The following is a 16,500-nucleotide window of genomic DNA, read 5'->3' as shown; positions in this document are numbered from 1 at the left end:
TTGTGGCGCGACCCTCTCCTTTGCCCTTGCCAGACTGATCCATGTTCTACGCCATCCCCCTCGAAAACCGGCCCACCTGGCGCAACCCGCCCTGGATGACGGTGCTGCTGATCCTGGTGAACATGCTCGTGTTCTGGGGCCCGCAGCGCTCCGAAGAAAAGGCGCAGGACCGGGCGGCCGCCTTCTACATGGCCAGCCCCTTGCCCGCCATCGAAGTCCCGCGTTTTGTGGCCTGGCTGGAAGAGACCGGCGACAAGCACCTCAAAGAGGCCCGCGCCCTGCAAAAGGCGGGCGACCATCGCATGCTGTTGCGCTGGATGGAGCAGGAAGACGGCTTTCAGCAGCGGCTGAGAAGCCCGCGCTTTGTGCCACCCGAAGACCCGCAGTACACCGACTGGAAGGCCGCGCGCACCCAGTACGAAGCCCGGATGCCAGCCCCCTTCACCCGCAAGTGGGCGCAGAACTTTGAAAAAGACGCGGAGTTGCGCCCCGTCACCTGGCTCACGGCCACCTTCTTGCACGGCAGCACCGGGCACCTCATCGGCAACATGGTGTTTTTGTTTCTGTTCGGCTTTTCGGTGGAGCTGGCACTGGGCCGGGGCTGGTACCTGGCGTTTTACCTGCTGGGTGGCCTGGGCGGCTCGCTGCTGGCGGGCTGGGCCTATGCGGGCATGGGCAGCTACGGCCTGGGCGCTTCGGGCGCCGTGTCGGCCCTGATGGGCATGTACGCGGTGCTGTACCGGCTGCGGCGCGTGCGGTTTTTCTACCAGCTGTTTTTCTACTTCAACTACGTGACCGCACCGGCGTTGCTGCTGTTGCCCGCGTGGATTGCCAACGAGTTGCTGCAGCACTGGCTGAGCGGAAAGGGCGTGGCCTACATGGCCCACCTGGGCGGGCTGGTGACCGGCGCATCGCTGATGGCGCTGGCCATGCTGCTGCGCAAGAAACCGATGGAAGTGCCGGTGACGCAGGACGCCGCGCCCGACGACGGCTTTGACGCCCACGTGGCCAACGCCCAGCGCCTGGCGCAGGGCATGAAGTTCGAACAGGCCCTGGCCCAGTGGCGCGCTGCAGCCAAGCTGCGCCCGCAAGACCAGGCGGTGCTCAGCGCCTGGTTCAAAACGGCATCGCTGTGGCCCGACGGCGAAGACTTCCACCGTGCCGCGCGCCGCATCTTTCGCCTGCACGCCCACGACGAGCAGACGCTGCAGTTTCAGCACGCCAGCTACCGCACGTATTTTGAAAAGGCCAAGCCCGGTGCCCGTTTGCAGCCGGACGACATGGCCCGCCTCTCACGCCGCTTTGCGCGTGCGCAGCAATGGGGCGATGCCGAAAAGCTGTTCAACGCCTTGCACATGACTGCCCCCACGCACCCCGAGCTGGGCGAGACGCTGGGCATGCTGGTGTCGGCCTTGTGCCACGCGGGGCGGCAGGAGCAGGCGGCAGCCTTGGGGCCGCAGTTGCAGCGGCTGGCGCCGGGGAGTGCGGCGTTGCGGGGGCTGTGGTGAGGGTGGGGGTTGGGAGGAAATTTGGCGCTAGCGCTTGTTGGGTAAGCGCTATCAGCTATCAAATTGATAGTTTATGTGTGAATCGTCTTTCTCATCGCCGTCGCTCGGGCTGAGTTGGTCGAAGCCTGGGCAACCCCCCATCAATGCCGATGCGCCACCTGTTCCAGATGCCCGGCAGGCCCCTGGCTGTATCCCCCCATCGGCCCTCCAGGCGCAGTGGGAGGCGCAGCCGGTGGCGCCCGCCGCACGCGCGGCACCACGCTCAATTGCACGGTGTCCAGCACCGGTCCCGGCACCACGTTCAGCGCTTTGCGCGGCAAATCAATCAACTGCTCGGCATGCCACACCCGCACCTGCGCGGCACCATCCGGCACGCCCGCAAAGCGGGCAATGCCATCGGCATCGGTCTTCAGCGTCCAGCCCGAATCCGTCACAAACACATGGCCGCGCATGGAGCCGTGCAGGTGGCATGACAACAGCACCACCCCCGGCGTATCGAGCTTGACCTCAAAGGAGTTTGCAGGCTTGCCGTCGGCCTTGCCCGCCAGGCGCAGTTCAAAACCGCTGTTGGCTGTGCCCGCCGCGGCCGCCAGGCCCGCCGCCGCACCGCGCACGTGGTGGTCCCAGCGGTCCTGGTTGGTAAAGCGCACCGTGGCACCGGGCTCGACCACCGTGACGGCGGGCACAAAGCGCATCTTTTCCTGCTCGATGGTGGGGTTGGCCTGCAGCAGGCTGGGCGATGTGCCGCCCGTGCCACCGGGGTACACCACCACCACGGCTTCGGGCACGGGCTTGCCGTCGCGGTCCAGCACCTGGATTTGAACATTTCCAGCGCTAGCGCTTGCCCACAAAGCGCTAGCAGCTACAAAAATCATAGTATTTTTCATAGGTACATTCTCAGCGGATGGTGATCACATCGCGGTGCATGGGCGCCAGCAAGGCCAGCAGGCGGTTTTGCTGTGCGAACGGTATGCCCTGGGCATCCATGGCGCTTTGCAGCACCTCCACCAGGGCGTTGAAGTGGCCCTTGGTGATGTCCATGTCGGCATGGGCTGATTTCATGTCAGCGCCTTCATATTTGCAAGGGCCACCGCTGAGCTGGCAGATCTGGTCGGTCAGGCTTTCCTTGAGCGCGGCGGGTTTGGTGTCCTTGAAGTGGCCGCCGATGCGTGGGTCCACCACCAGACGGTTCACAAAATCGTCCATCAGGCGCGTGATGCCGGGCTTTTCACCCAGTGCCTGGTAGAGGCCTGCCGGGGCCGTGGCCTTGGAGGCGCCGGTCTGGGCCAAAGCTGGCTGGGCCAGCAGGCCGCCCAGGGCGAGTGCAAGGGCAATGAGGGTTTTGGGGTGGGTCATGGAAAAATCTCTTCAGAAAGCGACCTGGGCCGACAGGTAGTAGCCCGTCTGGCGGCGGTGGTTGGTGATGCCCGGCACGATGCGGCCCAGGTCTACATAGGCCAGCGTCAGTGACAGGTTCTTGCTGGGCGCCCAGGCGATGAAGATGTCTTTCCAGTCGTCCTCGCGCAACGCGGCGCCCAGGCCGGCGGCGGCGCCCAGCGCCTGCAGATTGTTGGGTTTGAAGCGGACTTCGGCGCCCACCGCCAGGTTCTTGTTGATGAGGTACGCCACCGAGAACTCGGGCTGCAGGCTGCGGCGGTTCTTGCCGGGTGCGGCAGCGCCAAAGCCCAGCAGGCCGTTCTGGTTGGCGTTGGTGGAGCGCAGCGTGCCGTTGACCAGCAGGCTCTGCGCCAGCAGCAGCTTGGTGGCGCTCACATACACGTCGGTGCCGCTGGTTTGGGTGCCCAGAAAGTCGAGCACCGACCCGATGGAGCCAGGGCGCACGCGCTTGTGCTCCAGCCCCACGGCGATCTGCGGCATCCAGCTGTCGGCGTTCAGCACAGCATCGCCTGCCACCTTGACCTTGATGCCCACGATATCCATCTGGATGTGCTGCCCGGGGGTCACGCCAAACGGCGCAATGCCATTGAGCGCGATGGCGGGTGATGCGTCAAAGTCCTGCCGCGCCAGCGACAGCTCCACCCGGTCATGCAAACCCACCGCAACACCGTAGCCATTGAGGCCGTAGTCCTGCGTGGCGGCGCGCGTGGCGTATCCGGAAAAGCCCACCTCGCCTTCGGTGGCGTTGCTGCCGATCACCGCCCAGGGGGTGAGCCCGCCACCGGCCGACCCGGCGATGGTGCTGACGCCCCCTGTGAGCAGCAGTTTGCCGGTGTCGGCATGGGCCACGGTGGCGGCCAAGGCAAGCGTGGCGGACACCGCAAGCCAGCGTGGATTCTTCATGGGGTCGCTCCTGGGTTGTAAATAAATGCTACACCGATGGAGGTACGTCAGGGCGCCTCCAGCGGATGCACATTCCAGAGCGCTGCCGAGGGTCTTTGAACCACGCCGCCGCTGGCGCGGTGGCTCAGCCCGAAAAAGCGATCCGCTGCACCGTCCAGTACAGCGACAACACCAGCAGCGCCGCCGAGCCCCCCCGCACCACCACCGTGCGGTAAAGCACCCAACGCGCCAGCACCAAGGATGCAGCACACCACAGGGCCACCACCAGGAGCTGCCCCGCCTCGACCCCCAGGTTGAACCCCGCCAACGCCCACACCAGCGAGCTGCCTGAAATCCCTGCCTCCACCAACACCCCCGAGAAGCCGAGGCCGTGGATCAGGCCAAAGCCCAGCGCCAGCCAGTGGCCCCGCAGGCGACGGACGGGGAACAGATTCAGCAGCGCCGAGATACCAATGCTGATCGCAATGGCAGGTTCCACCCAATTGCCCGACACCGTCACCCAGCCCAGGCCCGCCAGTGCCAGCGTGACCGAGTGGCCCAAGGTAAAGAGCGTGACGGTGAGCAAAAGCGCCTTCAGCCCGGTACGGCGATCCAGAGCGTCAGTCGTCCGGGACGCAGGCACCTGCTTTGTCATCGGTTGCGGGCTGCGAGGCAGAGGCTGTCGCACCAGCGAAATGGGCAACAACAGCGCCAGCAAAAAGGCCAGGTGGTCATAGCCTTGCAGAATGTGGTGCACCCCTTCGGCCACAAATTGCAGCAGTGTTGCCACACCACTGCGTGGGGATGCGAGCTCCTGGGCGTCTGCACCTCCAGCCCCTTGCGCACCTGGCTCCCCCTGGGGTGCGACACCGCTGCCTGCGGACCGCAGGTCGGTGCTGGCGCGCCCATCGGGGGCCAGCACGGCCGCCAGCGGCTGGCCGCCGAGCACACCGCCCACCAGCAGGCGGTGCGTGGGGTCGATGCCCTGCATCAGCCCGTAGCGCAGGGTGACCGCCTGGGCTGGCGCACAGGGTAGCGTGGCAGCCAGTCGCGCGTAACGGCCATCGGTGCGCTGCTCCAGCGCTTCAAAGCGCCAGGCAGGGGCCGTCGCCGTGCCGTCGCACTGCCACAACATGCGCTGGCCCACCCACTGGACGATGGCGGGCATGGACTGCCGCACCTCCCCCCAAGTGAGCTGGCGGTCGCCATCGGCATCGAGCTGCTCCAGCGCGGCATCCGCATCCTTCAAGGCCACCGACAGCACCAGGCCTACCGATGCGCCCGCCCCTGCAGTGCCCAGGGGTGCCGGGGCATCCGCCACCCGCAGATAGGCGTCGCTGGCCTTGTGGGCCCGTGCGCTGGGCACCAGCGCCGCGGCAAGCAACACGACCGCCACCATGGCCCTCAGGGGGGCCGTTGTCCAGTGTTCGCAGCGCATCATTGGCCTCCCCGGGGTTGCCAGCGCGCCAGGCGCACGTCCTGCAGCCCGGTTTGCAGGAGGGCCTGCCGCACCGCCTGGTGGGCGGCAGCGTCGCCCGATTGTTCAGAGGTCTGCAGTGCAAGCCACCAGTCGAGTGGCTCTTTTTGCAGGGCAAGGTTCGTGCGGGCCGCCTTCCACGCGGCGGCGGGTTGCCCTTGCAACCACAACGCCAACAGGGCGCGCTCACGGGCATGGGCATCCAGCCCCTCGCCGCGCGCCACGATGGAGGCAAACCGCGCTTCCAGGTCGCGCGCCAGGGGTTGCCACGCGGCGTCCCCCATCAGCCGCAGGGCCTGTGCGCGCCGCAGCAGCACGGCATCGCTGTCGGGCTGGTGCCTGAGTACCTCCAGCGCGACGCTCGCACGGTTGCGGCGCAACAGCTGGTCGGCATAGGCCAGAGCGGTGTAGCCGTCGGGGGCATCGGCCAGGCTGCGGCGGTAGGCAGCGTCGGCGGAATCATCGCGCCCTGCGCGCTCTTCGCTTTCGGCCAGCAGCGACCCAATCCAGGCCCGCTGGGTGGCATCCCCCGCAGCCTGCTGCCACAGGGCGGTGAGACCGCTGCGCGCAGCATCGTGCTGACCTTGAAGTGAACGGGTTTCAAGCAGGCAGGCGGTGGCATACAGCGTGGCGCCATAGCGCGCCACGTTGCGACAGGCGGCTTCGGCGGCCTCATAGCGCGCGGCCACACGCTCCAGCGTGGCCAGCGTGAGCCAGCCCTGCACCTGCGCGGGGTTGGCCTGCAAGGCACGCTCCAGCGTGGCGCGCGCTGCTGCAAATTCATGGCGCCCTTGTTCCACGGTGGCCTGCAACACCAGCAGATCGGCGGGGGCATCGGCCTGGCCCCACCAGGGTGCCAGGGCCGCTTGAGCCCGGCCCAGGTAACGCGGGTCCGCCGTCTCGCGTGACAAGCTGATCCAGCGCCGGGCGATGGCGGCGGCGGCCTGGGGGGTGGCGGGAGCTGCACTCACACGCTCGGGCAGGCGCTCGACCACATCGGCATCCAGGCCGGGGGGCAAGTCCTGCGGCAAGGCCGCTGCGGCAGTGCCAGCCCAGAACATCAGGTGCAGGGCCGCGCACACAAGGTGGGAAGGTTTCTTCATGAGCTCGTGACAACAAACGGGTATGGGAGGAGGCAGACTCACCCACGGATACCCCTGGCTACGCCCATTCAGGGCGCAGCCAGGGGCATCGCGGAAGGTCAGAGCCGCGAATCGGGCTCTTCGGTCTCGGTGCTGGACAGCACCAACTGGTCCACCGCCTGAGGCTCGGTGGTGTCCGATGCGCCGCTGGCCACAATCGGCTGCACGTATGCGAACGCGTTCACCATCACGGGGCCCCCATTGCCAGGGTCTGCCGTGTTGTCACCGCCTCCGCCCCCGCCGCAACCGGTGATGGCCAATGCCGCCACCGAGGTGAGCGCCAGGTGCTGAATCCGAAGGTTTTTTTGCATGGTGTGTCTCCTTCGGATCAGAAGTTCTTGGCACCGGGCAGTGGTGGGTTCACGTAGGGGAATGCTGTGCGGTAGTCGGTGGCTTTCGTGCGTGAGCCATCGACAAATGCAACGCCTCCTGCCGGGGCGTCACCGGGCTTGCAGCCCACCTTGAGTGCGTCCGAGGCACCGGTCACCGTGCACAGCGCACCCATGGCCACACGCAGGGACACGTCCACCACATCGTCGCCCAGGCGGCGCCCGTTGGGGAAGCCTGCCGCATCGCCGGCGACCACGCCCAGGGAGCTTTGTGCAGCCACTGGCGTGGCCGCAATGCCGGTGTTCAGGCGCAGCATTTCGGCCAGGGGCCCGCCTGCGCCCAGGCCGGTGATGTTTCCGGGGCGGTTCACCGTGGGCAGGCCCGTGAGGAACGCCGTCATCAAATCAGTGCGCGGGAAGTTGGTGGGGGCCTTGGCGCCAAACAGCGTCTCGACCAGCGCGGGCAGCGTGGGGTGTGTCACATAGTCCGCAAAGTTGGCGGCATCGTCCTTGGGCTTGGACGCGTTGAACTTGTCCTTGTCTTTCAGGCCGATCACCACCTCGTTGACCAGCGGCATGCCCAGGCGCGAGACCTGCGTCCATGCGCCACCGGCCTTCTCGCTGGCCTGCAGGCCCGAGTCCGGCTTGCCGTTGAGCAGGCGGGCCTGGCGCAGGCTGGCAGTGGTCCAGCCGCCAATGACCTTCTCGCCCGATGCAGCCGTGAGGCAACTGGTGGGCACTTCCACGGACAGCGAGGTCACGTTCTTGTCGGCAATCTGGCCGGCACCAAAAGCCGCTGCATTCGACTCGCTGGTGATGACCGCAGCGGGCGCATTCACCAGGTCAAAGATGGTACCCAGCGACACAGGGAACGGGTCCTGCCGCTGGCCCACAAACACCTTGCCGGGCGTGGAGCAGCCGGGGATGTTGATGCCATACACATATTTGCTGGCATAGGCGTCGTAGGCAGCGGCACTGCCCAGGGATTTTTCTCCGATGTAATCGATGGGCTTGGTGAAGGTGGTGCCCCCGCCAGCCATGCTGATCTGCTCGCGCTTGCCGGTGCGGCGGTCACCGCGCACGATGAACATCTCGTACTCTTCGCGGTAGGCCAGCGGGTCGGCCGCCGCGCCGCTGATGCCCCCGGCGTTGCGCAGCGGGATCGCTACCTTCTTGCGGGCACCGTCAGGGCCGATGTCGAGGGTGATGCCGTTGCCACCGTTGTTCAGCGTGTTTTTGAAGCGGAACTGGAAGGTGATGTCCTCCGCCGCGTCGCCGTTGTTGTCGATGTGGATCTCATACAGCGCATTTGGGTCCAGGCTGAAGTAGTTGGGGCCGCCATAGGCATCCTGCAGCGGCAGGTAGTTGGCGATCATGGTGACAAAGCCCGCGCGGCCCGGTTCGTAGCTGTTGAACAGGTAGAAATCGGCGCCGTCAACCTTGGGCTGGGTCGTGATGAACGGTGCTTCGCGGTGGCTGGACGCCAGGCTGACGCCCGCTGCGCTGGCTGCCAGGGCAGCCAGCACGGCCAGACTGATTCTTCTCAATGGCATGGAGATCTCCTCGTAGGTGGATAGAGAGGTGCCAAGCACCCCACCACCTATACGGCGAAGAGAACCCTCTGGATTCAGCGGCTGCGACGTTTCTTTGTGGAAGGCGTCCCGCCGCCCCATACGGCAATCCCACGCGGCAGCCCGCTGCGTGCCGTTCAGGTGGCCTTGCGGATCAGTGCACCCTTGAACAGCACCGGCCCGGTCGGGCCTGTGGCGCTGGGTACGCCGCCCAGCGGCTCCAGGCTGATGGCCAGTGTGGGCACTTCCTTCACATCACCTTCCTGGGCCACCAGCTTGAGCAGCTTGTCATGCCCCAGCACACCGAGCGAGCGTGGGCCTTGGCCGGGTGGCAGCGCCCACAGTTGCAGCGACTTGTCCGCCCCCTCCTGAAAGCCGCCCACGCGCTGCAGCACCAGCTGGTTGTTCTTGGGGTCGAAGGTGACCAGCATCGACGCGTCCGCCTTGTCGTCGGCCAGCACGGCCACGTACTGGATCTGGGGTGTGGCCTGCAGTTGCTGCTGCAGCGTGGCAATCTGCGCGCCGGTGGTGGCACGCAGGCCACCATTGACCTGCACGCCGACCACCACGGCCGCCAGCGTGGCGATGGCCCCCGCAGCGGCAGCACCGCGCCACACCAGCAGGTTGCGCCACCAGCCACCGGGGGCCGCAGCAGCCGGGGGCACACGCGCAGCCTGCATGGCCGCCGCAGCCTTGTCGGCCTGTACGAGGTTGTCGATGCGGGTCCACACGGCGGGGGCGGGGTCGATGGCAGGTTGCAGCTCGGTCAGGCCCGACCAGCGGGTCTGCCACACCAGGGCGGCGGCGCGCACGGTGGCATGTTCGCGTGCCAGTGTTTCAAAGCGGCGGCGGGCGCCGCCGCGCAGCGTGCCCAGGGCATAGCTGGCGGCCAGGCGGTCGAGCAGGTCGGGGTGTTGGGTGATGTTCATCGTGGACCTTCCGTGCTCAGGCGTAACGCGCCATGCAGGTGCGCAGTTGCTCCAGCCCCCGGCGGATCCAGGTCTTCACGGTGCCCAGCGGCAACTTGAGCTGCTCGGCCAGTTCGCCGTGACTCTGGTCACGCAGATAGGCCAGGCTGACCACCTCGCGTTGTTTGTGGTCGAGCTTGCCCAGGCAGTGGTGCAGCGCAAACGACTGCTCGCTGGCATCGGCCGTGTCCATGGGGTTGGGCGAATCGCCCTCCAGCGTCTGGGCCAGTTCGTCGTCCAGCTCGTTCATGAGGTCGGCCCGGTCGCTGCTGCGCTTGCGCAGCGCATCCAGCGCCCGGCTGCGCACGATGAGCCCCATCCACGCCATGGGCGGGCTGAGTGATGCGCGGTAGTTGCCGGCGCCGCGCCAGATGCTCAGGAAGGCCTCCTGCAGCACGTCCTCGGCCACATCGCGGTTGCGCACAATGCGCAAGGCCAGGCCAAAAAGCGGCGACGAGGTACGCTCGTACAGCCTTTTGAGCGCAGAGTCTTCCTGCGCGGCGATGCGGTCAAGGAGTTCCATCAGTTCACGGTCTGGTTGGGGGGTGCTCATGCGCCCATTCTCTGGGATGGATCGGGTTTCAAGGACTTGCGGGGCTTTGCTGTAGCTGAATACGCCACAAAAGGGAGGATGGATTCACCCGGAAGCCAGAAACAACAAAGGCCGCAGCGCGGCCTTTGCAAGGGCGAGTCGGCAAGACTCAGGTCGGATAGGTGCCTGGCAACAGAATGGAGCGGTCCACCGTGTTGATGTTGGTGTGGCCGCAGAACGCCATGGTGATGTCCAGCTCTTTCTGGATGATCTGCAGCGCGCGGGTCACGCCTGCCTCACCAAAGGCCCCCAGGCCATACAGGAAGCTGCGGCCGATCAGCGTGCCCTGCGCGCCCAGCGCGCGGGCCTTGAGCACGTCCTGCCCGCTGCGGATGCCGCCGTCCATCCACACCTCGATGTCCTTGCCCGCCGCAGCGGCAATGCCGGGCAGCGCGGCGATGGAGGATGGGGCGCCATCGAGCTGGCGGCCGCCATGGTTGCTGACGATGAGCGCATCGGCGCCGCTGTTGACGGCCAGGCGCGCGTCTTCGGCGTCCATGATGCCCTTCAAGATCAGCTTGCCGCCCCAGCGCTTCTTGATCCACTCCACATCGCCCCAGTTGAGCTGCGGATCGAACTGTTCGGCCGTCCACGACGACAGCGACGACAAATCGCCCACGCCCTTGGCATGGCCCACGATGTTGCCAAATGAGCGGCGCGGGGTGCCCAGCATGCCGAGGCACCAGCGGGGCTTGGTGGCCAGGTTGATGAGGTTGGCGACGGTGGGGCGGGGCGGGGCCGAGAGGCCGTTCTTGATGTCCTTGTGGCGCTGGCCCAGGATCTGCAGGTCCAGCGTGAGCTGCAGCGCTGAGCAGTTGGCGGCTTTGGCGCGGTCGATCAGGCGCTCGATGAAGTCGCGGTCACGCATCACGTACACCTGGAACCAGAACGGGTGGTTGCCCGTGTGCTGGGCCACGTCTTCGATGGAGCAGATGCTCATGGTCGAGAGCGTGAACGGGATGCCGAAGGCCTTGGCCGCCTTGGCACCCAGGATCTCGCCGTCGGCATGCTGCATGCCGGTGAGACCCGTGGGCGCAATGGCCACGGGCATGGCCACGTCCTGGCCGACCATGGTGGTGCGGGTGCTGCGGCCCTCCATGTTCACGGCCACGCGCTGGCGCAGCTTGATGCGCTGAAAGTCGCTTTCGTTGGCACGGTAGGTGCCCTCGGTGTACGAACCCGAATCGGCGTAGTCATAAAACATGCGCGGCACGCGGCGCTGGGCAATGACACGCAGGTCTTCAATGCAGGTGATTTTGGACAGATCGGGCACGCGGACGCTCCAGAAAGGGGTTGCACAGGGGGCTGCACAGGGGGCAGACAGGACTGCGCCGAATGGTAGGCACTTGCCTGCGGGTGGGCCATCAAAATTATTTGTGCGGGCTGCAACAAATTTCCAAGGCGGTGGGAGAGCGGGGGCCTTGGAGGGGCAAGAACTTCAAAGAAATTGGCTGCTAGCGCTTATTTGGAAAGCGCTAATAGCTATAAAAATTATAGCAAGATCCCACACCAGAGCTCTGGCGGCTTATGGATCCTGCCCAGCCTCCACAGCGGCCAGCACCACCTCGGGCTCGGCGTCCGGGCCCCGGTAGAGCATGAAGCGCATGCGCCCGCCGCGTTTGGCGGCGTACATGGCGCTGTCGGCATGGCGCGAGAGCGCATCGAACGTATCGCCGTGCTGAGGGAAGAGTGCGATGCCGCCGCTCAGCCCCACCTGCAGAAAACGCCCCGCCAGCGCGAAGGGCGCGTCGCACGACGCAAGGATCTTGCGCGCCACTTGGCAGGCGGCCTCGGCGCCGTCCAGCCCGGGCAGCAGCACCACAAACTCATCCCCGCCCTGGCGGCACACGGTGTCGGACGCGCGCACGGCAGCCTTCAGGCGCTGCGCAAACTGCACCAGCAGCAGGTCGCCCACATCGTGGCCCAGGGTATCGTTCACGTCCTTGAAGCCGTCCAGATCCAGGTACATCACGGCCAGGCACTTGCCGTCGCGGCGGGCCTGCGAGATGGCCAGCTGGGCGCGGTCTTGCAGCAGCACGCGGTTGGGCAGGTCGGTCAGTGCGTCGTACTGGGCCAGGTGGGCCATGCGCTCGGCCATGACCACCGATTCGGTCACGTCGCGCAGTACGGCCACGGCGCCGGTCACCGTGCCATGGCGGTCGGTGATGGGGCTGGCGGTTTCCTCCACCTGGAAGCGCTGGCCATTGGTGCGGTGCAACAGCACACCCCGCACGGGGGGAGTCGCCATGCCGCACTGGATGGCCGCACGCAGCGTGTTGGTCAAAGGCTCATCGTTGTCAGGGCTGCGCAGGCTCACCACCTCGTCCACGGTGTGGCCTGCCGCATCAAACGCCTGCCAGCCCGTCAGGCGTTCTGCCACGGGGTTGAGGTAGGTCACCATGCCCTTCGCGTCCGAGCAGACCACTGCGTCGCCAATGGCTTGCAGCATCAGGCGCACGCGCTCTTTCTCGTCGAACAGCTCGTTCTCCATGTGCTTGCGCTCGGTAATATCCGTCACTTGCACGAAGAGCCCGGTGACCACGCCGCGCGCGTCTGCGTCGGGCAGGTAGGAGACGATACTGTGCCGCGGCTGGCCTTTCGGGTTCTGGTCCGTACGTTCAAAGCGCTGCGGTGCACCCGCCAACGCCAGGTCGTAGTAGGGCTTGCTGGCCGCGTAGCGGGATTCGCTGAGCAGCTCGCTGATATGCCGGCCGCGCACAGGCACCGGGTAGGTGCCGAACTCCTCGAGTGCCGCCCGGTTGGCAAAGCGGTTGTGCATACTGGCATCCCAGTAGGCAATCATCGAAGGCACGTTGTCGAGGATGGTGCGCAGGTCATGCTCAGCCTCGGCCAAACGCGCCGAAACCTGCTGGCGCAGCACCAGCTCACGCACGAACAGCAGCGCCAACCCAAGGCAGCCAGCCATCAACAGCGCAGCAAAACCACCCAGGACCCAGGCACTGCTCCTCCACTTGGCCAAGATGGTGTCGGTGGACTGGGCCACGTTCAGAATAAGCGGGTAGTTGCCCACAGGCCGGAAGGAGTACAGACGCTCCACGCCGTCGAGCGCGGCCTTACCGACAAAAGAGCCTGTGCCCTCGGCCTGAAAACGCAGCAGGTTAGGCGCACCAGCGATGGTTTTGCCGACATCAGCATCACCATACGGAAAGCGGGAGATCACCACCCCGTCCCGCCGAAACATGTTGACCCCGCTGTTGGAGCCCAGGTCCAGCGAACCAAACAGTTCGTTGAAATAACTCAGGCGGATAGCGCCGACCACCACCCCGGCAAAGCTGCCGTCTGCATGGAAGTACGGACGAGAAATGGGCAGGATGTTCAGACCCGTCACCCGTGAAGGCACGGGCTTGCCGAAGAACAGCTCCCGCTCGCCCCGCTCACTGAATGCCAGAAAGTAGTCGCGGTCGCCCAAGTTGGTGCGGCGAGGGGTCAGGGAACCCGAGTCCAGAATGACGTTGCCCTGAGCGTCCAGCACCAGCACATCGCCCGCGCCGCGCGCGCGCAGCGAGTTGTCAAACACCACCCGCGCACGCAGGTCGGGTGGCAGCGCCCATACCTCGGGCCGTGCCACCTCGCGGGCCACGCCCTCCAGGGATTTGTTGAACGAGTCCAGCGACCAGGCCAGGCCCTGCTCCATGGTGCGGGCCAGGTTGGAGTTGGTCTGCACCGCGTAGCTCCATTCGTCGTTGCGAATGGTCCAGATGGTGCGGGCAAACAAGGCACCAATGCCCAGAGCCACCAGCAAAGCCAGCCATATGAGGCGGTGAGAGAAAAACTGGCGAAGGGAGGGCATAGGGATAGTTTGTAACTATTTTAGACAGCCGCCTTAACAGGGACTTGGCCCCAAGTCACACCGTATTCCTCGGACTTGTCAGCGTCAATGCGCACCTGCCCGGAGAGGCTTGGCCACCACACCTGCGCCGCGCACCTCCAAACGGACCTCGTCCAGCACCTTGCCCTGCGCGTCGGTGAGCTGCACCACATGGCGCCCGGGCCAGGGCAACCAGGCCACCCGAGGGCCTCGGCCCAGGGTTTTGCCGTCCAGCCGCCAATGCACCGCATTGCCCGTGGCGGTGAACTGCAGGCGCTGGCGCGCCGGGGGGATGTCGGGGTCCAGCGCAATGATGGTGCCCGGGGCGGGGGCGGTGATGCGCGGGGGCAGACCCGCAGGAGATACGGCCGCATCGGGCGCAGATTTTTTAACATCATTTTGGCCACTAGCGCTCGATGGATAAGCGCTAATAGCTACCGAATCAATAGCAAAAAACGCCTGCTGGGTGCCCTGCACAAACCATTCTTCCCGCGCGGCCTCCAGCGGCTGGCCGCCGCCGCGTGGGTCCGGGCTGCCAGGCTGCGGCGCCACGGGCCCAAATCGCACCGCTGTGCGGGCCAGGCCTAGGGGGGCCTTGGGGGCGCGGCTGGGCTCGCGGGCATGCAAAAACCCCATCACCGCCGACCAGATGGGGGCCGCGCCGCTGGTACCACTCACGTCGTGCATGGCCGCGCCGCTGGCGTTGCCCACCCATACGCCCACGGTGTAGCGCTCGGACCAGCCCACGGCCCAGTTGTCGCGCATGTCCTTGCTGGTGCCGGTTTTCACGGCCGTCCAGAAGCGGGTGGCCAGCACGCTGTCGGTGCCAAAGGTGCGGGCGCGTGCGTTGCCGTCCGAGAGGATGTCGCCCACGATGAAGGCGGCACGGGCGTCCAGCGCAGGGGCAAAGCGCGGCTTGGCAACATCCGAGAGTGCTACAGCACTCGACCGTCCGCCGTTGGCCAGGGTGCCCGCAACAGGACTGGCCCGCCCGCCATTGGCGAGCGTGCGATAGGCGTTGGTCAGGTGCAGCAACGGCACCTCCGGGCTGCCCAGCGCCAGGCTGTAGCCAAAATAATCGCCGCTTTCGCGCAGCGGCAAGCCCACGGCGCCGAGCTGGCGGTGGAATGCGTCGGGCGTGACCATCACCAGCGTGCGCACCGCCGGCACATTGAGCGACGCGGCCAGCGCCGTGCGCACCGACACCCAGCCCTTGAACTGCCGGTCGTAGTTCTGCGGGATGTACAGGCCACTGGCAGTGGTGATCTGCGCGGGCGAATCCTCTACCAGCGAGGCCGCCGTGAGCCGCCGCTCGGCAATCGCCTGCGCGTACAAAAACGGCTTGAGCGTGGAGCCCGGCTGGCGCAGCGCCAGCACACCATCGACCTCGCTGGCCTGGCTCAGTTGCCCTGAAGACCCCACCCAGGCCAGCACCGCGCCCGTGGCGTTGTCGAGCACCAGCACGGCGCCGTCTTCCACATTGCGCCCGCGCAGCTCGCGCAGGTGCTGCTGCAGGCTCTGCACGGCAAAACGCTGCAGCGGCGCGCGCAGGGTGCTGGGCACACGCTCGGGCACGGCGCCGTCTTTGCCAGAGCGCTGGCGAAGCAGGTAGCGGGCGAAGTGCGGCGCCACGCCTTCGCTCGCATCAAATGCGCGGCGCTGCAGGGCGGCGGTGGTGAAGAGGTCCAGCGCATCGCAATCCACACGGGCCGGGGCTGGGGTGGCGCGCTGCGCGGGGCGCGCGCCGCTGGTGGCCTGCATATCGCGCAGCACCCCGCACGCCCGTTGCGCCACCAGCGCGGGCCGGGCATTGGGCGCGCGCACCAACGCAGCAGCCACCGCCGCCTCGCGGTCGTCCAGCCCGTGCGCGGCCTTGCCAAACAGCGTGCGGCTCAGGGCATCAATGCCCACCAGCTCGCTGCGAAACGGCACGAGGTTGAGGTAGGCCTCCAGGATCTGGTCTTTGCGCCAGCGCCGGTCCAGCACCTGTGCGGCCACCGTCTGCCCCAGCTTTTGCACCACGGTGCGCCCGCCAGGGCCCTGGCGCCAGTCACCGTCCAGCAAACCCGCCAGCTGCATGGTGATGGTGCTGGCCCCGCGCGTGCGCTGGTTCCACAGGTTGCCCCAGGCGGCGGCCGATGCGGCGCGCCAGTCCACGCCGCTGTGCTCAAAAAAACGCTTGTCCTCGCTGAGCACCAGGGCCGTGCGCAGGGCGGGCGACACCTCCGCCAAAGGCACCCACTGGCCGCGCCGCACGGTGGCATCGGTGCGCAGGCGCTGCAGTACCTCGCCTTCGCGGGAGAGGATGAGGGTGTCGGAGGGCTTGAAGTCGGCTCGCACCTCGTCAAACGCCGGAATAGCCCAGGCGGCCGATGCGCTGACCATCCAGAGAGTCCAGCCAGCGTACCAGCGGCGAACGCCGCCCCCCCGGCGCTCAGCCATTGGGATGCTCCCGGTCAAACCGGGTTTCGGCCTCGCTCAGGTGGCGCAGCAGCACGTGCGAAATCAGATTGACGCCAATGCCACCAAACACCACGGGCAATACATAGAGCGCGATGGACAGCTCGGAGATGAACACCGCGTCGTCGGCCAGCGACGGCGTGGTTTTGGCCAGGGACGCGAGCGACTGCAGCAGGTACACGTCCACCCCAGCTATCAGCACCAGCGCCACACCAAAGCCGAGTACGGCCACGCGGGAGATGGACCGGGTCGCCAGCAGCAACCCGTAAATGCCCGCAGGCAGTACCAGCGAAAACGCCACCAGCACCCAGAACCGCAGTTCCACAAAAACACTGAGGCTCATG

The 16,500-nt window shown here is 66.5% G+C and carries 14 protein-coding genes; 1 reads left to right on the top strand and 13 read right to left on the bottom strand.

The features are described 5' to 3' along the window. Nucleotides 1-41: 41 nt before the first annotated feature. Nucleotides 42-1,508, top strand: coding sequence for a rhomboid family intramembrane serine protease (locus tag AC2YJX_RS13075; protein WP_487256268.1), 1,467 nt, complete (start codon nt 42-44; stop codon nt 1,506-1,508). Between the two features lie 140 nt (nt 1,509-1,648). Here AC2YJX_RS13075 and AC2YJX_RS13070 read toward each other — a convergent pair whose 3' ends face one another. From AC2YJX_RS13070 to AC2YJX_RS13010, 13 genes are all read right to left on the bottom strand, one after another. Next, the gene (locus AC2YJX_RS13070; protein ID WP_487256267.1) at nt 1,649-2,320 is read right to left on the bottom strand and encodes a cupredoxin domain-containing protein; all 672 of its coding nucleotides are present in this window, start codon (nt 2,318-2,320) and stop codon (nt 1,649-1,651) included. A gap of 85 nt (nt 2,321-2,405) precedes the next feature. Beyond that, complete coding sequence (locus AC2YJX_RS13065; protein WP_487256266.1) at nt 2,406-2,864, bottom strand: group I truncated hemoglobin; 459 nt, start codon at nt 2,862-2,864, stop codon at nt 2,406-2,408. 12 nt (nt 2,865-2,876) lie between these two features. After that, the gene (locus tag AC2YJX_RS13060; protein WP_487256265.1) at nt 2,877-3,809 is read right to left on the bottom strand and encodes a DUF3034 family protein; all 933 of its coding nucleotides are present in this window, start codon (nt 3,807-3,809) and stop codon (nt 2,877-2,879) included. Between the two features lie 124 nt (nt 3,810-3,933). Further along, nucleotides 3,934-5,226: a HupE/UreJ family protein gene (locus AC2YJX_RS13055; RefSeq protein ID WP_487256264.1), complete on the bottom strand. Its 1,293-nt coding sequence runs from the start codon at nt 5,224-5,226 to the stop codon at nt 3,934-3,936. Continuing rightward, nucleotides 5,226-6,368, bottom strand: a complete 1,143-nt coding sequence (locus AC2YJX_RS13050; protein WP_487256263.1) for a hypothetical protein — start codon at nt 6,366-6,368, stop codon at nt 5,226-5,228. Before AC2YJX_RS13050 ends, AC2YJX_RS13055 begins: the two co-directional genes overlap by 1 nt. A gap of 98 nt (nt 6,369-6,466) precedes the next feature. Next, nucleotides 6,467-6,718, bottom strand: a complete 252-nt coding sequence (locus AC2YJX_RS13045; RefSeq protein ID WP_218300515.1) for a hypothetical protein — start codon at nt 6,716-6,718, stop codon at nt 6,467-6,469. Nucleotides 6,719-6,735: 17 nt separating this feature from the next. Continuing rightward, nucleotides 6,736-8,289 carry a DUF4331 domain-containing protein gene (locus tag AC2YJX_RS13040; protein WP_487256262.1) on the bottom strand — a complete coding sequence of 518 codons (1,554 nt, stop codon included), beginning with the start codon at nt 8,287-8,289 and terminating at the stop codon, nt 6,736-6,738. Between the two features lie 155 nt (nt 8,290-8,444). Continuing rightward, on the bottom strand, nt 8,445-9,236 hold the full coding sequence (locus AC2YJX_RS13035; protein WP_121420811.1) for an anti-sigma factor: 792 nt from the start codon (nt 9,234-9,236) through the stop codon (nt 8,445-8,447). 16 nt (nt 9,237-9,252) lie between these two features. Continuing rightward, nucleotides 9,253-9,828, bottom strand: coding sequence for an RNA polymerase sigma factor (locus tag AC2YJX_RS13030; RefSeq protein WP_121420810.1), 576 nt, complete (start codon nt 9,826-9,828; stop codon nt 9,253-9,255). A 148-nt stretch (nt 9,829-9,976) separates the two neighbouring features. Continuing rightward, entirely contained in the window at nt 9,977-11,140 is a 1,164-nt protein-coding gene (locus AC2YJX_RS13025) for an alpha-hydroxy acid oxidase (RefSeq protein WP_055400613.1), read from the bottom strand. Nucleotides 11,141-11,392: 252 nt separating this feature from the next. Continuing rightward, the gene (locus tag AC2YJX_RS13020; protein WP_487256261.1) at nt 11,393-13,678 is read right to left on the bottom strand and encodes a bifunctional diguanylate cyclase/phosphodiesterase; all 2,286 of its coding nucleotides are present in this window, start codon (nt 13,676-13,678) and stop codon (nt 11,393-11,395) included. 84 nt (nt 13,679-13,762) lie between these two features. After that, entirely contained in the window at nt 13,763-16,081 is a 2,319-nt protein-coding gene (pbpC, locus tag AC2YJX_RS13015) for a penicillin-binding protein 1C (protein ID WP_487256362.1), read from the bottom strand. Between the two features lie 49 nt (nt 16,082-16,130). Further along, the gene (locus AC2YJX_RS13010; RefSeq protein WP_055400618.1) at nt 16,131-16,499 is read right to left on the bottom strand and encodes a hypothetical protein; all 369 of its coding nucleotides are present in this window, start codon (nt 16,497-16,499) and stop codon (nt 16,131-16,133) included. Nucleotide 16,500 lies beyond the last annotated feature (1 nt).

Source organism: Acidovorax sp. SRI_002 (assembly GCF_057586455.1).
The sequence above is the reverse complement of the archived record's forward strand: the minus strand, read 5'-3'. Positions and strand labels throughout refer to the sequence as shown.